We start from the raw sequence: 14,507 nt of genomic DNA on the forward strand, positions 1-14,507 counted from the left end.
TTTCGCTGCTCTCGGTCCAACAATTTATGCCTAAAAGTGTGTCTCCGTTTCACTTCGGGCAAAGGAGTTTAACCTTGACTGTTCTAGTCTAGCACAAATACAAGAAATTTACGGATTTTTAGGAATGGATTTAAGAAATTAAAGCCGTCCTAGAAGGACGGGGTTTTAAACCCAATTTTCTGATAAACCAAGGCTTCCGGGTAAGGAAGCTGGGGCGGCACAATTCTGATAAAAGGTGCGGGCACTGCAAAGTGCAGCACGCCTACAATACAGATAGCTACTGCGAGAATAACTCGCCAAATTTCTTTTTGACTTTTCATGGGCAATGAGTAATTAATAATTGTTAAATTGCTGCGATAATGTTTGCCAAAATTCGCTATCTGCGCTCTAGATGACCAGAAAACTGACTCCCAAAAATTCCAGCTTTCCGGGTTTGTCTACTCTTGCTGGTGGCTGTAACGATTTTATTTCGTAGAAGAACCAGGTTTCTGGGTAACTCCCAGACAAGTTTCCACAGCCCCAAACGGGAGGAAGCGAGAACTGGAATCGAAGGCCTGGGCGTTGACTGCCAAAAACAGATAGCGCGCATTTTGATAACAAGATTTTAATGTCTAGTTCCCTGCTGCTGTCTCTATCTTCGGGTAGTAAAACATAATTTTTGTTCCGCCTCTAACTTCGTCAGCAGCCAAACCAGCGGGGGATTTTCTCGATCGACAAATGCACCATCGCTTAACATTAAATCAATCATCGCCGCCATTGATGAGTGCGATTGCTGCTAAATTTGACCGAAAGCATCCAGGATACCCGCCACGTGATGAATCCGTCCAGAAATAAAAAACCTGTATCCGATAAAGGATCCCCCGAATTTATCTCGCGCAAGTCAATGCTTCAATTCTAAAATCTAAAATCTAAAATCTAAAATCTAAAATCGATTGACCTAGCCTTCCAGGCGCTTCCCTACCCTACCCTACGGGAACCCCTACGGGGAACGGGAACCCTTGCGGGAAGATAGCTTTGCTAGCCCGTACCTTGATTAGACTAATTAAGGCGAGTAATTTGTCAAGAAGTTTTAGAATTATTTAATATTTGCGCTTTGAGAATTATTGGGAGAGGCAATGCGAGAACACTCTGTAATTAAAATTACCATCTAAAGTTTGAATTTTGTCAACTTCCCACAGATGCTAGAATGAATGAAATTATCGAATTTGCTAAAAAGTCGATCGTCGTAGCCACTCCCAAAGCATCCTGCTGGAATTCAAAATAGTTACCAACGGCAGGAACTTTTTAGCCACCACATTATTCAAAAATATTGAGCCTCCAAGCGCTGTGTCATTTTTATCTACACGCAATCAATCACCGACGACCATGAACACCTCACTAAACACCTCTAAATTTGGCATAAACCGGATGCTGCGACAATCGCTGTTTGCAGGCATCATTTCTGCTGCAGCTTTAGCTAGCGGATGGGCGCCCGGTTTGTATGGACAATCCCCAAATCTCGTTTTCGGAGCAGCAGCCCAAGCTCAAGAGATTAGCAGCGAAGAAATTACTAGCTACGCTCGTGCTGTGTTGGCAATAGAACCCAGACGGGTGGAAGCTTATAACGAAATTAAAGGAATGGCTGGGGGCTCGGTTCCCAGAGTAGTGTGCAACGAAACTAAGGAAATCAATAGGTTGTCTGGAGGTGTTCGCGGCATCGCGGTGAATTACTGCCAACAAGCTAAAAAAGTTATCGAAACCAATGGTTTGACAGTTAGTCGCTTCAACCAGCTTACTTTGCTCCAGCAAGCGAATCCGGCAGTCAAACAGCGAATTCAAGCCGAGCTCCTGCGACTGCAACAAGCGGGCAATCAATAAGCTTGAGGGTTTGAGTCTTTCTTCCTCTCCCGTTCTATTAGACTTCTCCATAAAAGCTTGTTAAGGGCAGGCAGGATGCCTAACCGCTACCTCCCCCCAACAATAATATTGGAGATTTAAATTGTTCGAGTTCCTAGACGGTAGGCAAAATTTTTTGAAAAAAAAGCGATCGTCTGCGATCAAGTGCTTGACAAAATAACATAAATTTGGTAATAAAGCCAGAACGGGAGCGGTCAGAGAGATGAATATTTTTCAACTGGCTGTAAATCGGAATGAGATATAGCGATCGCGAACATGATTAAGACGTTTTTAATTTCTGAAACATGAGCTGAAGATTGGAACTTCAGTCTTTTTTATTCCTTCGGCTATAAAAAAGATATTCCTCAAAAACTCAGTGTCAATTGAATTGCTCTGAGGAATAGAATAGAAAAATGCTAACATTCACAAAACATTTACCTGCAAATCCCGATGCTGTTGTCAGCTTTACTTTACCGATGACAGCGGACGATCGCACTCGCAGCCGCCACCGATTCGAGACAGAAACGGGGGAAAAGCTGCACCTGAGTTTGCCCAGAGGTACAGTATTGCGCGATCGAGATTTATTGCAGTCGGAAGACGGTAGCTGTGTGGTACTGGTAAGTGCAAAACCCGAATCGGTGCTGACAGCGCGGGCATCAAGCCCGCTGCTACTGATGCGGGCGGCTTATCATTTAGGAAACCGCCACGTAGCTTTAGAAATTGCCGATAATTATTTAAGGCTTTCTCCCGACTCTGTGTTGCAGGGAATGCTGGAAAAAATGGGTTTGGAAGTAACAGAGGAAATTGTGCCGTTTCAGCCGGAAATGGGCGCTTACGGGCACAGCCATTAGATTTTAGATTTTAGATTTTAGATTTTAGATTTACTCTCACCGATGAATGCGAGGGCTTGTGACTAAATTGCTTTCGGCCATTCAAGAAGCAATAAGTCAACAGTCAACAGTCAACAGTCAACAGTCAACAGTCAACAGTGAACAATCAACTTTTATGTTTGTTACAGCTAGCTTTTGCACCTGTGGGAGCTTATAGTTATTCTGAGGGAATCGAAAGTCTGGTAGAAACCGGTGCGATCGACACCGAGATTACTTTGAGGAATTGGTTAGAAAATTCGCTGCAATTCGGGGCTGTTCGAGTAGAAGCCGCTGTAGTGGTAAGGGCTTTGAGGGCGGCACAGATGGGGGATTTGACGGCTTTGAATTACTGGAATGCTTGGGCGACTGCTGCTAAGGAAACAGAAGAGTTGCGCTTGCAAAGTTGGCAAATGGGGCGGACTTTGGTCAGGTTGCTGCTGGATTTGCGTGAAGCGAAGCTATCCCGCAGGGAATCGCCCGTTGCTTCTGGGTTAACAACAAGTGTAAAAGATTTGGTGGAATTTGGCGGCAATCAGTGCAATTTTGCGATCGGCTTTGGCATTGCCGCAGCAACCTGGCAGATTGAAGAAGAAGCGGCCGTGTTAGGATATTTGTACAGTTGGGCTGCCAATTTGGCGAGTGCGGGCGTGAAACTGATTCCCCTCGGTCAAACAGCCGGTCAACAGTTACTGTTAGATTTGCAGTTTCAAATTAGCTGTACGGCGCAAGAAGTTTTAAAATTAGAAGATGATGACCTTGGGAGTTGTAGTTGGGGATTGGGACTGGCTAGCATGGCGCATGAAACTCAGTACACTCGGTTGTTTCGGAGTTGAAAATCAGACAATCCAAAATCTAATTAGTAAGGTGCGTCAGAACCCCAAAGCCTCGATAATCGTTCCATAACTCCGTCTGACGCACCCTACAACTACAACTCGGTTATTTCGCAGTTGAAAATCAGACAATCCAAAATCTAAAATCTAAAATCTAAAATCGCTATGGGTGCTTTTCGTGTAGGAATTGCTGGGCCAGTTGGTTCGGGGAAAACTGCTTTACTTGATGCTTTGTGCAAGGCGCTGCGGCAGCAATACCAGATTGCTGTAGTTACTAATGATATCTATACTCAGGAAGATGCCCAGTTTTTGGTTCGGAGTCAAGCTTTAGAGAGCGATCGAATTTTGGGCGTAGAAACAGGAGGCTGTCCCCACACAGCCATCCGCGAAGATGCTTCTATTAACTTAGTAGCTATAGAAGAGTTAGAACAAAAATTCACTGATTTAGATTTAGTATTTGTCGAAAGCGGTGGCGATAACTTGGCTGCCACTTTTAGCCCGGAGTTAGTAGATTTAACAATTTACGTAATCGATGTCGCTGCGGGCGATAAAATTCCGCGCAAAGGCGGCCCAGGAATTACTAAATCTGATATGTTGGTAATTAATAAAACAGACCTCGCACCTTATGTAGGAGCAGATTTAGGCGTGATGGAACGGGACGCGAAAAAAATGCGCGGCGACAAACCTTTTGTTTTTACTAACCTGAAGACCCAAGAAGGATTAGAATCGGTAGTTAACTTTGTTAAATTGAATATGGCATAGATTGAGAAAATATAGTATAATGTAAATAAAGTGACACGGCTCGCAATTCCCCGTGAAAAAGTCTCCAGACAAATATAGTCTGCTTGAGTCGCGGGAGTGTCAAAAAAATCTCGTTCTAGTTTTGCCGTTTAATGACTACCAAGTAAGTTATGCTGAGTTGTTATGATGCAGCCGAATACTTTTTGGCTCAGGCAAGTGAAGATGCTGGCGATCTGATATCTAATCTCAAGCTTCAGAAATTGGTTTACTATGCTCAAGGCTTTCATTTAGCTTTGTACGATGAACCGCTATTTCCTGAAGCCATAGAAGCATGGACTCACGGGCCCGTTGTTCCTGATTTGTACCGTCACTATAAAAAGTATGGTACTGGTGCAATTCCATGTCCAGAATATATAAACTTTTCGATTTACGACGAAAAAACTAAGAGCCTGCTTGATGAAGTTTACTCTGTGTTTGGGCAGTTTGCTGCATGGAAGTTAAGCAACATGACACACGAAGAATATCCCTGGAAACTTGCTGCTCAAAATAGCGGAGAAATTACTCATCAATCCCTGAAAAAATACTTCAAGACTCAACTCAATTGTGAAGAAGCATCTTAAGGCAAATCAACGCCAAGAAAAAGGGAAAAGGATTTCACCTAGAGAAATTGTTGATTTACCGCCAGAGCAGGAGTCACCTCTATTTTCTTTGCGATACATGAATAAAGATTACTCTCTTTCTCAATGCACAAAAGATGAAAAGGCTGCTTTTGCAGATACGCTCTACAAATTAAATCAGCTTACCTGGAGTGAGATTAATGCTTGTCCCCGTCACGGATTGGGCTACGAGAAGATAGCCCGAAGTTCCATTAGAGCACCTATTCCCAGCCATCTTAAGGATGATGTAAATTTTATTGCTTTTCGGTTTTGCGGGAAGGCTCCGATGGTTGGTTATCGGGATGGGGCTGTGTTTTATGTTATTTGGTTGGACAGGGGTTTTACGCTTTACCCTCATTAAAAAGAACTCGTTAAATTAGTGGCGGTGTCCAATTTTCGCTACCTCACCACCAATTCCCTGACCAAATTTGCCAAACGTTCTGTACTGTCTCTCACTGCTAATTTAGAAGCAGCTTGAGACATTTTTGCCAAATATTCGGAATCTCTTAACAAATACAACACTTTGCTTTGCAACACCTCTGCTGTTAGTTCGCTTTGACGGAATACGACGGCGGCTTCTGATGCGGCAAACACTTCGGCATTAAATCTTTGGTGGTCGTCTGCGGCGTGAGGATAAGGAATTAAAATAGAAGGTACTCCCGTTACTGCTAATTCTGTCAGAGCACTCGCGCCCGATCGACTAATTGCTAAATTTGCTCGCTGCAACAAACTCGCCACATTGTCGTAAAATGGCATAGACAAATATTGCTCGTGTTTCAAACTCTCAGCATCCGGGTCATTATTTCCGGTGAGGTGAACCACCCAAGCACCGGTATCAAACCAAGCCGGAGCACACTCGCGCACTAACTTATTGACGGCGACAGCACCTTGAGAGCCGCCCATGACTAAAATTACAGGTACACTGTCAGGAATTGGCAAATTTAGAGGTTGGCGAGTCAGGAATTGCGATCGCACCGGCGTACCAGCAACCACCGTTTTCGCGCGGGGTAAATGCTGGGCTGCTGCTTCAAATCCGATCGCCACAGCAGTGCACAAAGGACTAAACCAGCGTGTCACCTTTCCGGGAATGGCATTAGATTCATGGAGAATCACCGGCAAACCCAAAGAGCGAGCCGCTAGAATTGCCGGTGCTGCGATGTAACCGCCGGTAGTAAACACTCCCTGAAAATTTCCAGCTTTGAGCAACTTCCGCACCTGAAGGATCGAGCCGGCGAGTCCGCCCAAAATTCGCAATGTACCTAGTCCAAATCGCTGCTGAAAGCCTTCAACCGCGATCGTGTGGAGGGGGTAAAGGGATGAAACTAACTCGGTTTCCATGCGGTCTGGGACTCCCAGCCATTCGATCTGACAGTCGTTCAACTGACTAGCGGTGGCGATCGCAGGAAATAAATGTCCACCAGTGCCGCTAGCTGCAACCAACAACCGGAGGGGGGCTTTTGTCAAGGTATTTGTTTCTTTTACAAGTACAAGTTCCACAGGTCGATCAATTTTATATTGGAGGTTTTAGATTATTATGCTTATTATTCCGGCAGTTTCAGCCAATTTTCAATCAGCAATCTAAAATTAGATTGTGCCGTGTCCGTCCTTCCGTTGTCAGTTTTCGTTGCAGGCGAACAGTTGCCCGCGCCACGACTCCTGACAAATAACCAAATTATCATCTAATGCGTAATTTTTTGAATTTAATGCCAAGTGCATCTCAGTATTTTTGCAGCCGTCGGGACGAAAAAGCCGATCCTCTTCGAGGGCTGCGCCAACGGGCGATCGTTTTTGGCTTGAACTGCGGGCAGTCGATCGCTCAAATGTTGTTATGTTTAACAGTGGTAAGTGCTGGCGTGCTGCATCAAGGTGCCGCAAGAGCGATCGGTGCGATCGCGGCGACTCCCCAAACGATCGCCCAAACCCCTGAAAATGCGCCTGCCCCACTCACAAAACTGCTAACAGAAATTGACGCAGCGGCCAATCGGCGCGATGTCAAAGCAGTCATGGCATTTTACAGTCCGAGTTTCACTCATTCTGACGGCTTAAACAGCCGCATCATGGAAAAAGCCCTCACCCAACTCTGGGATCGATATCCGAGTTTAAATTACCGCACCGAGATCAAATCTTGGAAAACCGAAGGTAGCGCGATTATTGCAGAAACCATAACTACAATTGCCGGCACTCAAAAAAAGGATGGCAGAGAATTAAGTCTCAAAGCTACCATCCGTTCTCAGCAGCGCTTTGAAGGCGAAAAAATAGTTAGTCAAGAGATTTTAGCCGAACAAACTCAGCTTACTTCTGGCCAAAATCCTCCCACAATTCAAGTGAATTTGCCGGAGCAAGTTAAGGTGGGCGAAGAGTACCATTTTGATGCCATTGTTCGAGAGCCGATCGGCGATGATATTTTAATAGGGACTGTTTTGGAGGAACCAATTACCGAAAAAACCTTTTTTAATCCCTCAGAAGTCGAGCTAGAGTTGCTAAATGCCGGGGGAATTTTTAAAGTAGGTAAAGCTCCGGCTACGCCAGAAAATCGGTGGGTTTCAGCAGTTTTGATGCGACAAGGTGGAATTGCAACGGTTAGTGTGCGATTGCGGGTTGTCAAGTAATAAAATAGGTGTTATGGGTTATTTGAGTAATTTCTGTAGTGGCGGGTCAAGTAAAATCTCTAATACAAATGAGAGAACCAGGTAAACCAGCCCCTACAAGAATTATGGTTAATTGACCCGACTTGATTTTATACTAAATAAAAACTAAGTTTTTTCCTCTTCTTTCCTCTCTCTGCGCCCTCTGCGCCCTCTGCGGTTAATACATCTTCCTGATTATTAAAAATGATTTCTATCCAAAACCAAATTGTTTTCATTACAGGTGCGAGTAGCGGTATTGGAGCAGCCTGTGCCAAGATATTCGCCAAAGGTGGAGCCAAACTAATTTTAGCAGCCCGCCGTCTTGAAAAGCTCGATCGACTGGCAAACGAACTTGTAGAAACAAAATCCATCGCGTCGGTGAACGAGATTTATTTATTAGAATTGGACGTGCGCGATCGCCCGCAAGTTGAATCGGCGATAACTGCGCTTCCCGATGCCTGGAAAAGCATCGATATTCTGATTAACAATGCGGGATTGAGCCGTGGTTTAGACAAACTGCACGAAGGCAACTTCCAAGATTGGGAAGAAATGATTGATACCAATGTTAAAGGCTTGCTTTACATGACTCGCGCGATCGTGCCGGGAATGGTAAGCCGAAACCGCGGCCACGTAGTGAATATCGGCTCAATAGCAGGCCGCCAAGCTTATCCGAAAGGTAATGTTTATTGCGCTTCCAAAGCAGCAGTGAGAGCGATTTCCGAAGGCTTAAAACAAGACCTTTTAGGAACACCCGTGCGAGTGACGGAAATAGAGCCAGGTTTGGTGGAAACAGAATTTAGCAATGTCCGGTTTCACGGCGATTCAGAAAAAGCAAAAAATGTCTATCAAGGATTGACACCGCTGACTGCGGACGATGTGGCTGATGTCGTGTATTTTTGCGCGACGCGATCGCCTCATGTCAATATTAGTGAAGTCTTGCTAGTTCCGACAGACCAAGCTAGTGCAACTCTGGTTCACCGAAAAGAGTTGTGAGTTTTTAGTGGGAAGTGTCCGGATTGCGCTGGAATTCTCAGGAAGCTTAATTGGTAGATGCACCCTGATTAATTAACTCCCGACCAATTTTGGCCGGGTTTTTTTTGGCGATCGCACCCTTAGCCACACCTTCTCCAAAATTGCCAAACTGTCCTGAAAGAGGTGCTGTGAGGCCGGAGACTAAATTAGTAGATGCACCCTGATTAATTAACTCCCGACCAATTTTGGCCGGGTTTTTTTTGGCGATCGCCCCCCTCGCCACAAATTCTCCAAAATTCTGCCAAAGTGTCCTGAAAAGGTGCACATCGGGCGGGAGATTAAATTAGTAGATGCACCCTGATTAAATAACTCCCGACCAATTTTGGTTTGGGGTTTTTTTTTGCGGTATCGAGGGTGATGCTGAATAAAGTTTGAGGTTGTCCGGATTGCGCTGGAATTCTCAGGAAGCTTAATTGGTAGATGCACCCTGATTAATTAACTCCCCGCCAATTTTGGTTTGGGGTTTTTTTTTGCGGTATCGACGGTGATGCTGAAAAAGTTTGAGGTTATCCGGATTGCGCTGGAATTCTCAGGAAGCTTAATTGGTAGATGCACCCTGATTAATTAACTCCCGACCAATTTTGGTTTGGGGTTTTTTTTTGCGATCGCACCCCAAACCACGAATTTTCCCAAATTTTCCTAAACTGTCCCGAACAGGTGCACGTCGAACCGGAGACTAAATTAGTAGATGCACCCTGATTAATTAACTCCCGACCAATTTTGGCCGGGTTTTTTTTGGCGATCGTACCCCAAACCACGAATTTTCCGAAATTTTCCCAAAATGTCCAGAACAGGTGCACCTCGAACCGGAGACTAAATTAGTAGATGCACCCTGATTAATTAACTCCCGACCAATTTTGGCCGGGTTTTTTTTTGGCGATCGCACGCCCTCATCACAAATTTTCGCAAATTCTGCCAAAGTGTCCTGAAATAGGTGATCTGAGGCCGGACATTAAATTAGTAGATGCACCCTGATTAATAAACCCCAGCCAATTTTGGCCGGGGTTTTTTTTAGCTCAAAAGCTGCATTAACCAATTAGGCTAAATCGCCTCAAAAGACTGCACCTCAAGAACCGGGCCGATCATAGCAAAAGTCATCACATCCTTGCGGACTTCACCTTTGACACTGACTTTCAAATCAGCTTTTTTCAACTCAGAAGGAGCATTCTTAAGTTCGTAAGTTTCCCCATCTTCGCCAACCAAAGCCCAAGTGCCCGGGCCTAATCCTTTGCGTTCAATTTTGCCTTTGACAGTAATACTCATGCCGATCGCACCTCTGTTTTAATTGCTAAACGCGCCAGTCCGAAACACAGAAAAGCATTGACAATCAAGAATGTTTGTGCTACCAAACCAGTTCCCAATCCCCAGACTGCGGGAGACACAAAAGCATTCACCGCTAAACTGCTGGCAAAACCGATCGAAATTGCGATCGCGATCCACTTCCACTGTTGATGTCCCAACAGCACAGCAATCAAAATCCCAGGAATCAAAACACTAGCAAAAAAGGGATTCAGCATACTGCTGCCATTAATTGCACCGCCGAGTTCGGGAATAGAACTGCCCATCACCCGCAGCGGCCACTGCGGCAAGTCAAATACAAACAAGTTTCGCAGGAAAAAGAACCCAGAACTACCAGCCATCAAGCCGCCGGAAAAGCCCCAAGTCCACTGGAACGGAAAATAATTCCGCAAAAAGAAAGCCAGCAGGTAAGAACCGAGCACCATTGCAATTTTAGGCAACAGGGCGACTGCACCGCCGTCAATCCAAAAGCGGGGGTTGAGATACCCGTTATCGCGCAGCCAGCGGAAGAAATCGCGGAAGTTGATTTGTCCGCGCTGGGCTAGCTGAACTGCTGCGGCTGCGTCTAGGTGTCCTGAACCAAAATGGTTTAACGGATCTTCAGTGACAGTTCGCGAGGACTGCAAGAGTACACTGCGAATTTCGTCTGGTTCTGTGATACCGGAGGCCTTGACAAGGGCTGCAACGGCTGCAACGTGAGGAGAAGCCATGCTAGTGCCTTGGTAGCCTTCAAATACTTCGGCGCCGGTTTCCGGGTCGATCGTACTTTGCAGGATTTTGCCCATTTCAGAACCGCCGGGGGCTGCAATGTCAACCCCTGCGCCGAAATTGGAGTAAGAGGCTTTTTCGTCGTCGGGGCCGAGGGCGGAAACGCCGATGACGTGGGGATAGCGGGCGGGATAGGAAGCGGAACTGTCGCCGGAGTTGCCGGCTGCTGCGATGATGACAACGCCTTTAGAGTGGGCGTAGTTGATCGCCTCTTCCATTAACTGACTTTCACCGCCGCCGCCGAGACTCATGTTGATGACATCGGCGCCGTTGTCAGCAGCAAATTTAATTGCTTCGGCGATGTCGGAAACCGTACCACCGCCGCTGCCGCTTAAGACTTTCAGCGGCATTAAAGCTGCTTCGTAGGCGATGCCCGCAACGCCATAATTGTTGTTAGTTGATTGGGCGACAGTACCTGCGACGTGAGTACCGTGGCCGTTGTCGTCGTAGGCCTCGGCGCGATCGTTTACAAAGTCGTAGCCCGGTACAAATTTGGTTTCTTTTAAGTCAGCGACTGGAGTAATACCCGTGTCAATTATCGCTACTGTTGTGCCGCTGCCTTTGGTTTCGTTCCAGGCAGATTCTACGTTGATACTGCGGAGATTCCACTGCTTGGTATACATGGGGTCGTTGGGAATCTCGAAAGCGCTATAGACGTAGTTCGGTTCAATGTATTCGGTATCTTTAGCCAAATTTGATTTTCTCAGGGCGTTTAGCAAAGTGCGATCGCCCTTAACTACATATACATTGTCGGCCGCTGAGAATTCGCTGTTGAGTTGCGGTGCGACTTGGTACTGTTGGGCGATCGCATTTACTTCTTTCGCAATCTCAGCAGCACCCAAATCTTCGCGGAAATCCAGCACAATCGAGTCGTAAGTGCCTTGAGTAGCAAGTCCTGGGAAATTAGAAATCGCCCAGCCGAGCCCGATTAAAAATAAGCACAGAAGGAAAAACTTTTTCATTGCCGATCGTCCGTTTAGGGAAGGCGTGTTCACCACAATAACCCAATTTTCACCGCCAGCGCCAGTTTTCCTTGCTGCGACTTGTGGGGAACTCGCACGCGGGCGTTTAGTAGTTTTCGGCTGTGGCTGTTGCTCGATCCAAAATTGCTCTAATTTCTAGTTGAAATTGCCGAGCAAGTTTTAGGAGTTCAATTAATTGTATCATTAGAGAAGATGAGAAACAGAACAAGCGACTATTTTCAACAAGGGTATTGCATGGAAAGAGGTTTAATGTGGCTGCCGCTGCTGGCAATTTTTATTGGGCTGGCTTGGGCTGGATGGAACGAGTATCAAAAGCTGGAAGCGTATCGCGTCTGGGCAGAACAATTCGCTAAAGCCAAGTACGATATTTATGCTGTACTTGGTCAGCAAGAAGACAGTTTAACTTGGGGAAAACCTACTCGCAGCGGGCCTGTGAATTTGCAAACTTTTTCTTTAAAAGACGTGCAGTCGCTGCGGTTGTTAGTCAACTCTCAGGCAGTTGATTTAGAGTTGCCGCCGAGTTCTGGGAGTCCAATCGCCCTCGAATTTTTGTTGAAAGATGGTGCTGCGGTGCAGGTTCCTTTTACAGAAATTCCTCTAGCGACTAAATGGGGAAAATACTTGCAGCAAGAATTGCAGCGCTTTAAGTAAAAACACTCTCCGGCGGGGCCGCGTATCAGATATGAACTCGGCTACTTTAAGTTACAAAAGTCTGTAAAGCTGGTAGTAAAAATAGAACTTACGCCACAAATCCTTTGAACCGCCATCTATAGGGGTAAAGTGTGTACGGATCACCCGGAGAATGTGAGTTCTTGTAGTAAGTAGTAGAAGTAGTGTCCCCGTGCCTAGCCCGGTAGTCATCCGTGCCCACCTTAGAGTTAAAGTTCTTTGCCAGCGCGTCCTAAAACAGCTAAATTGCCAGCCCCCCAATCTGCGGAATGCAAACACAAGAATTTTTACAGCGCTATCAACAGGGAGAGCGCAACTTTGGTCACATTGACCTCAGCGGCGCTAGTTTAAGCGGTGTTAACCTGCGAGAAATAGACCTCACTGGTGCTAACTTGACCGGTGCTAATTTGAGCTGGTCTTTTTTGAGCAATGCCAAGTTAACTGGCGCTTGTTTGCGGCGCGCGGATCTCCGCAGTGCGAATTTGAGCGGGGCGAATTTGAGCGGGGCAAATTTGAGCGGGGCAAATCTTGCTAAAGCAGATTTGCGCCTTGCTTGTTTGAAAGCAGCAGAACTCAATTGGGCAGCGCTGCCTGAAGCGGATTTGGGTGGTGCTAATCTTCAAGGAGTTAAATCTGACCAAATTAATTTTGCGGGGGCTAAACTCGACGGCGCGAAGTTGATGGAGGCGGAATTGATGGAGGCGAATCTCAACCACGCCAGTCTTGTTGGTGCTAATTTAACGGGTGCTAATTTGCGGGAAGCGCATTTGGTGGAAGCGAATTTGCGATCGGCAATTTTAATCGGTGTAAATTTGATTGAAGCTGACTTGAATGGCGCTCAAATGCGATCGGCAAATCTGACGGGCGCTGACTTGCACCGAGCTGTGCTGGCGGGGGCGGATTTGACTGAGGCGGTGCTGGATAATGCTGATTTGAGTCGAGCGAATCTGGCGGGTTCTTATTTATTGAAAGCGAGTTTTAAGAAGGCGCTTTTGCTGCGAGCTAACCTGCAAGGAGTGTATTTGCTGCGAGCAGATTTGAGCGAAGCTAATTTGCGAAGTGCTGATTTGCGGAAAGCTGATTTGAGTGGCGCTTATTTGATGGATGCGATGTTGGGTGAGGCGGATTTAAGAGAAGCTTGTTTGATTGAGTGCCGTTTGATTCGGACGAATTTGGAGGGAACCCAGCTTACGGGTTGCTGCATTCAAAATTGGCAAGTTCAAGATGTCGATCTGTCGAGAGTTGACTGCAGCTATGTTTTTACTGAGTTTGATTATACTGCGAAAGTTGCGGCAAATCGCTTGCCGATCGATCGCGATTTTGAGTCGGGGGAATTGGGGCGGCAGCATCAAGAGGACAGTTCTATTGTCAAGGTGTGTTTTGAGGAATCTCCTAATTGGGAAGCTTTGGTTTTTACGCTGCGTCGGGTGGAGTTGGAAAGCCACGAACTCAAATTCAACGTTCAATTTTTTGAGTCGGCGGGAGAACAAAGTTTATTGCGGCTGAGTGCGAACCGTTTGGTGAACGGCAAGATTTTGGGCGATCGCATTTTGGAGATTTATCCAGATATGTTGGAAAAGGTTTTAGCCAAGGGCGCTGAAATTTTGAGTTTGCTCGACTTGGCTGTTCCTAGTAACAATGCGGAGCCGAGCCAAAAGGAAGTATTGCTCAGAAGACAGGAAATCTACCAGCGAATGGTGCGCCAAATTTCGTTTATTTTGATCTCTCAGACGCCGGATAAATTCTCTGAAAGCGTGCAGCGGCTGTTGGATTATTTGAAGCAGCAAGGTATCCCGACAGAGCAGATTCAAAAGAAAGTTATCAGTCAGGCGATCGTGCAGCGGGCGAAGCAAGACCAGGCTTTTCGGGAACAGTTGCTCGCGTGGGAGAAAACGGCGTCCGATCGCGTTCGCGGTTCGATGATGGGGGAAGCGGTGCGGTATGCGATCGCCCTTTTATCGGAATAAATCGATATGTGCGATCGCTACTGGGAGATGTTGGCACGGTTTCTGGGAGTTGCTGATTTACGGTATGAAAGGCTAAATAGGCAACTCATATAAACCATTCCACACAAAGCTTACGATCGCGAATTAAATAACTTACAATTTTAATTGTTATTGTGGGATGGGCGTCCCGCCCGTCTTTTTTGGACGGGCGG

The 14,507-nt window shown here is 46.2% G+C and carries 15 protein-coding genes; 10 read left to right on the forward strand and 5 right to left on the reverse strand.

Annotated features, from left to right (window positions below; all coding sequences use genetic code 11):
- Nucleotides 1-149 precede the first annotated feature (149 nt).
- On the reverse strand, nt 150-320 hold the full coding sequence (locus QUB11_RS25220) for a hypothetical protein (protein WP_333206700.1): 171 nt from the start codon (nt 318-320) through the stop codon (nt 150-152).
- A gap of 1,045 nt (nt 321-1,365) precedes the next feature.
- Between QUB11_RS25220 and QUB11_RS25225 the strand changes: the two genes are divergently transcribed.
- The 6 genes from QUB11_RS25225 to QUB11_RS25250 all read left to right on the forward strand — a co-directional run bounded on the left by QUB11_RS25225 (nt 1,366) and on the right by QUB11_RS25250 (nt 5,332).
- Nucleotides 1,366-1,857, forward strand: coding sequence for a DUF4168 domain-containing protein (locus QUB11_RS25225; protein WP_333206699.1), 492 nt, complete (start codon nt 1,366-1,368; stop codon nt 1,855-1,857).
- Between the two features lie 431 nt (nt 1,858-2,288).
- Complete coding sequence (gene ureE / locus QUB11_RS25230) at nt 2,289-2,726, forward strand: urease accessory protein UreE (RefSeq protein ID WP_333391972.1); 438 nt, start codon at nt 2,289-2,291, stop codon at nt 2,724-2,726.
- 137 nt (nt 2,727-2,863) lie between these two features.
- Nucleotides 2,864-3,577 carry an urease accessory protein UreF gene (locus tag QUB11_RS25235; protein WP_333391974.1) on the forward strand — a complete coding sequence of 238 codons (714 nt, stop codon included), beginning with the start codon at nt 2,864-2,866 and terminating at the stop codon, nt 3,575-3,577.
- Nucleotides 3,578-3,739: 162 nt separating this feature from the next.
- Complete coding sequence (ureG, locus tag QUB11_RS25240; protein ID WP_333391976.1) at nt 3,740-4,336, forward strand: urease accessory protein UreG; 597 nt, start codon at nt 3,740-3,742, stop codon at nt 4,334-4,336.
- Nucleotides 4,337-4,485: 149 nt separating this feature from the next.
- Complete coding sequence (locus QUB11_RS25245) at nt 4,486-4,935, forward strand: type II toxin-antitoxin system antitoxin SocA domain-containing protein (protein ID WP_333206695.1); 450 nt, start codon at nt 4,486-4,488, stop codon at nt 4,933-4,935.
- Nucleotides 4,919-5,332 carry a hypothetical protein gene (locus QUB11_RS25250; protein WP_333057436.1) on the forward strand — a complete coding sequence of 138 codons (414 nt, stop codon included), beginning with the start codon at nt 4,919-4,921 and terminating at the stop codon, nt 5,330-5,332. Before QUB11_RS25245 ends, QUB11_RS25250 begins: the two co-directional genes overlap by 17 nt.
- Before the next feature lie 38 nt (nt 5,333-5,370).
- On the opposite strand, the gene murG is transcribed toward QUB11_RS25250, so the two are convergent.
- Complete coding sequence (murG, locus tag QUB11_RS25255) at nt 5,371-6,435, reverse strand: undecaprenyldiphospho-muramoylpentapeptide beta-N-acetylglucosaminyltransferase (RefSeq protein ID WP_333391978.1); 1,065 nt, start codon at nt 6,433-6,435, stop codon at nt 5,371-5,373.
- Nucleotides 6,436-6,653: 218 nt separating this feature from the next.
- Between murG and QUB11_RS25260 the strand changes: the two genes are divergently transcribed.
- Together QUB11_RS25260 and QUB11_RS25265 are read left to right on the forward strand one after the other, a co-directional pair.
- Complete coding sequence (locus tag QUB11_RS25260; protein WP_333391979.1) at nt 6,654-7,580, forward strand: nuclear transport factor 2 family protein; 927 nt, start codon at nt 6,654-6,656, stop codon at nt 7,578-7,580.
- Nucleotides 7,581-7,802: 222 nt separating this feature from the next.
- Nucleotides 7,803-8,591, forward strand: coding sequence for an SDR family oxidoreductase (locus QUB11_RS25265; protein ID WP_333206693.1), 789 nt, complete (start codon nt 7,803-7,805; stop codon nt 8,589-8,591).
- Nucleotides 8,592-8,637: 46 nt separating this feature from the next.
- On the opposite strand, the gene QUB11_RS25270 is transcribed toward QUB11_RS25265, so the two are convergent.
- The 3 genes from QUB11_RS25270 to QUB11_RS25280 form a co-directional block, all read right to left on the reverse strand.
- A complete protein-coding gene (locus QUB11_RS25270) occupies nt 8,638-8,895 on the reverse strand; it encodes a hypothetical protein (protein WP_333206692.1) in 258 nt (85 codons plus the stop codon).
- 776 nt (nt 8,896-9,671) lie between these two features.
- Nucleotides 9,672-9,893 (reverse strand): hypothetical protein, encoded by a 222-nt coding sequence (locus tag QUB11_RS25275; RefSeq protein ID WP_333206690.1) that lies wholly within the window; start codon nt 9,891-9,893, stop codon nt 9,672-9,674.
- On the reverse strand, nt 9,890-11,659 hold the full coding sequence (locus QUB11_RS25280; RefSeq protein WP_333206689.1) for a S8 family peptidase: 1,770 nt from the start codon (nt 11,657-11,659) through the stop codon (nt 9,890-9,892). Before QUB11_RS25280 ends, QUB11_RS25275 begins: the two co-directional genes overlap by 4 nt.
- Nucleotides 11,660-11,914: 255 nt before the next feature.
- On the opposite strand from QUB11_RS25280, the gene QUB11_RS25285 reads away from it, so the two are divergent.
- Both QUB11_RS25285 and QUB11_RS25290 read left to right on the forward strand, forming a co-directional pair.
- Nucleotides 11,915-12,331, forward strand: coding sequence for a hypothetical protein (locus QUB11_RS25285; protein WP_333206701.1), 417 nt, complete (start codon nt 11,915-11,917; stop codon nt 12,329-12,331).
- 287 nt (nt 12,332-12,618) lie between these two features.
- Nucleotides 12,619-14,316 carry a pentapeptide repeat-containing protein gene (locus QUB11_RS25290; protein WP_333206688.1) on the forward strand — a complete coding sequence of 566 codons (1,698 nt, stop codon included), beginning with the start codon at nt 12,619-12,621 and terminating at the stop codon, nt 14,314-14,316.
- Nucleotides 14,317-14,507: the final 191 nt, after the last annotated feature.

The organism is Microcoleus sp. B6-A1, assembly GCF_036705085.1.
Classification (GTDB): domain Bacteria; phylum Cyanobacteriota; class Cyanobacteriia; order Cyanobacteriales; family Microcoleaceae; genus Microcoleus.

What these genes read in the sequence shown, in the direction of transcription:
- QUB11_RS25220 (WP_333206700.1), bottom strand. Translation starts at nt 320, where the DNA reads ATGAAAAGTCAAAAAGAAATTTGGCGAGTTATTCTCGCAGTAGCTATC.
- QUB11_RS25225 (WP_333206699.1), top strand. Translation starts at nt 1,366, where the DNA reads ATGAACACCTCACTAAACACCTCTAAATTTGGCATAAACCGGATGCTG.
- ureE (WP_333391972.1), top strand. Translation starts at nt 2,289, where the DNA reads ATGCTAACATTCACAAAACATTTACCTGCAAATCCCGATGCTGTTGTC.
- ureG (WP_333391976.1), top strand. Translation starts at nt 3,740, where the DNA reads ATGGGTGCTTTTCGTGTAGGAATTGCTGGGCCAGTTGGTTCGGGGAAA.
- QUB11_RS25245 (WP_333206695.1), top strand. Translation starts at nt 4,486, where the DNA reads ATGCTGAGTTGTTATGATGCAGCCGAATACTTTTTGGCTCAGGCAAGT.
- QUB11_RS25260 (WP_333391979.1), top strand. Translation starts at nt 6,654, where the DNA reads ATGCGTAATTTTTTGAATTTAATGCCAAGTGCATCTCAGTATTTTTGC.
- QUB11_RS25265 (WP_333206693.1), top strand. Translation starts at nt 7,803, where the DNA reads ATGATTTCTATCCAAAACCAAATTGTTTTCATTACAGGTGCGAGTAGC.
- QUB11_RS25275 (WP_333206690.1), bottom strand. Translation starts at nt 9,893, where the DNA reads ATGAGTATTACTGTCAAAGGCAAAATTGAACGCAAAGGATTAGGCCCG.
- QUB11_RS25280 (WP_333206689.1), bottom strand. Translation starts at nt 11,659, where the DNA reads ATGAAAAAGTTTTTCCTTCTGTGCTTATTTTTAATCGGGCTCGGCTGG.
- QUB11_RS25285 (WP_333206701.1), top strand. Translation starts at nt 11,915, where the DNA reads ATGGAAAGAGGTTTAATGTGGCTGCCGCTGCTGGCAATTTTTATTGGG.
- QUB11_RS25290 (WP_333206688.1), top strand. Translation starts at nt 12,619, where the DNA reads ATGCAAACACAAGAATTTTTACAGCGCTATCAACAGGGAGAGCGCAAC.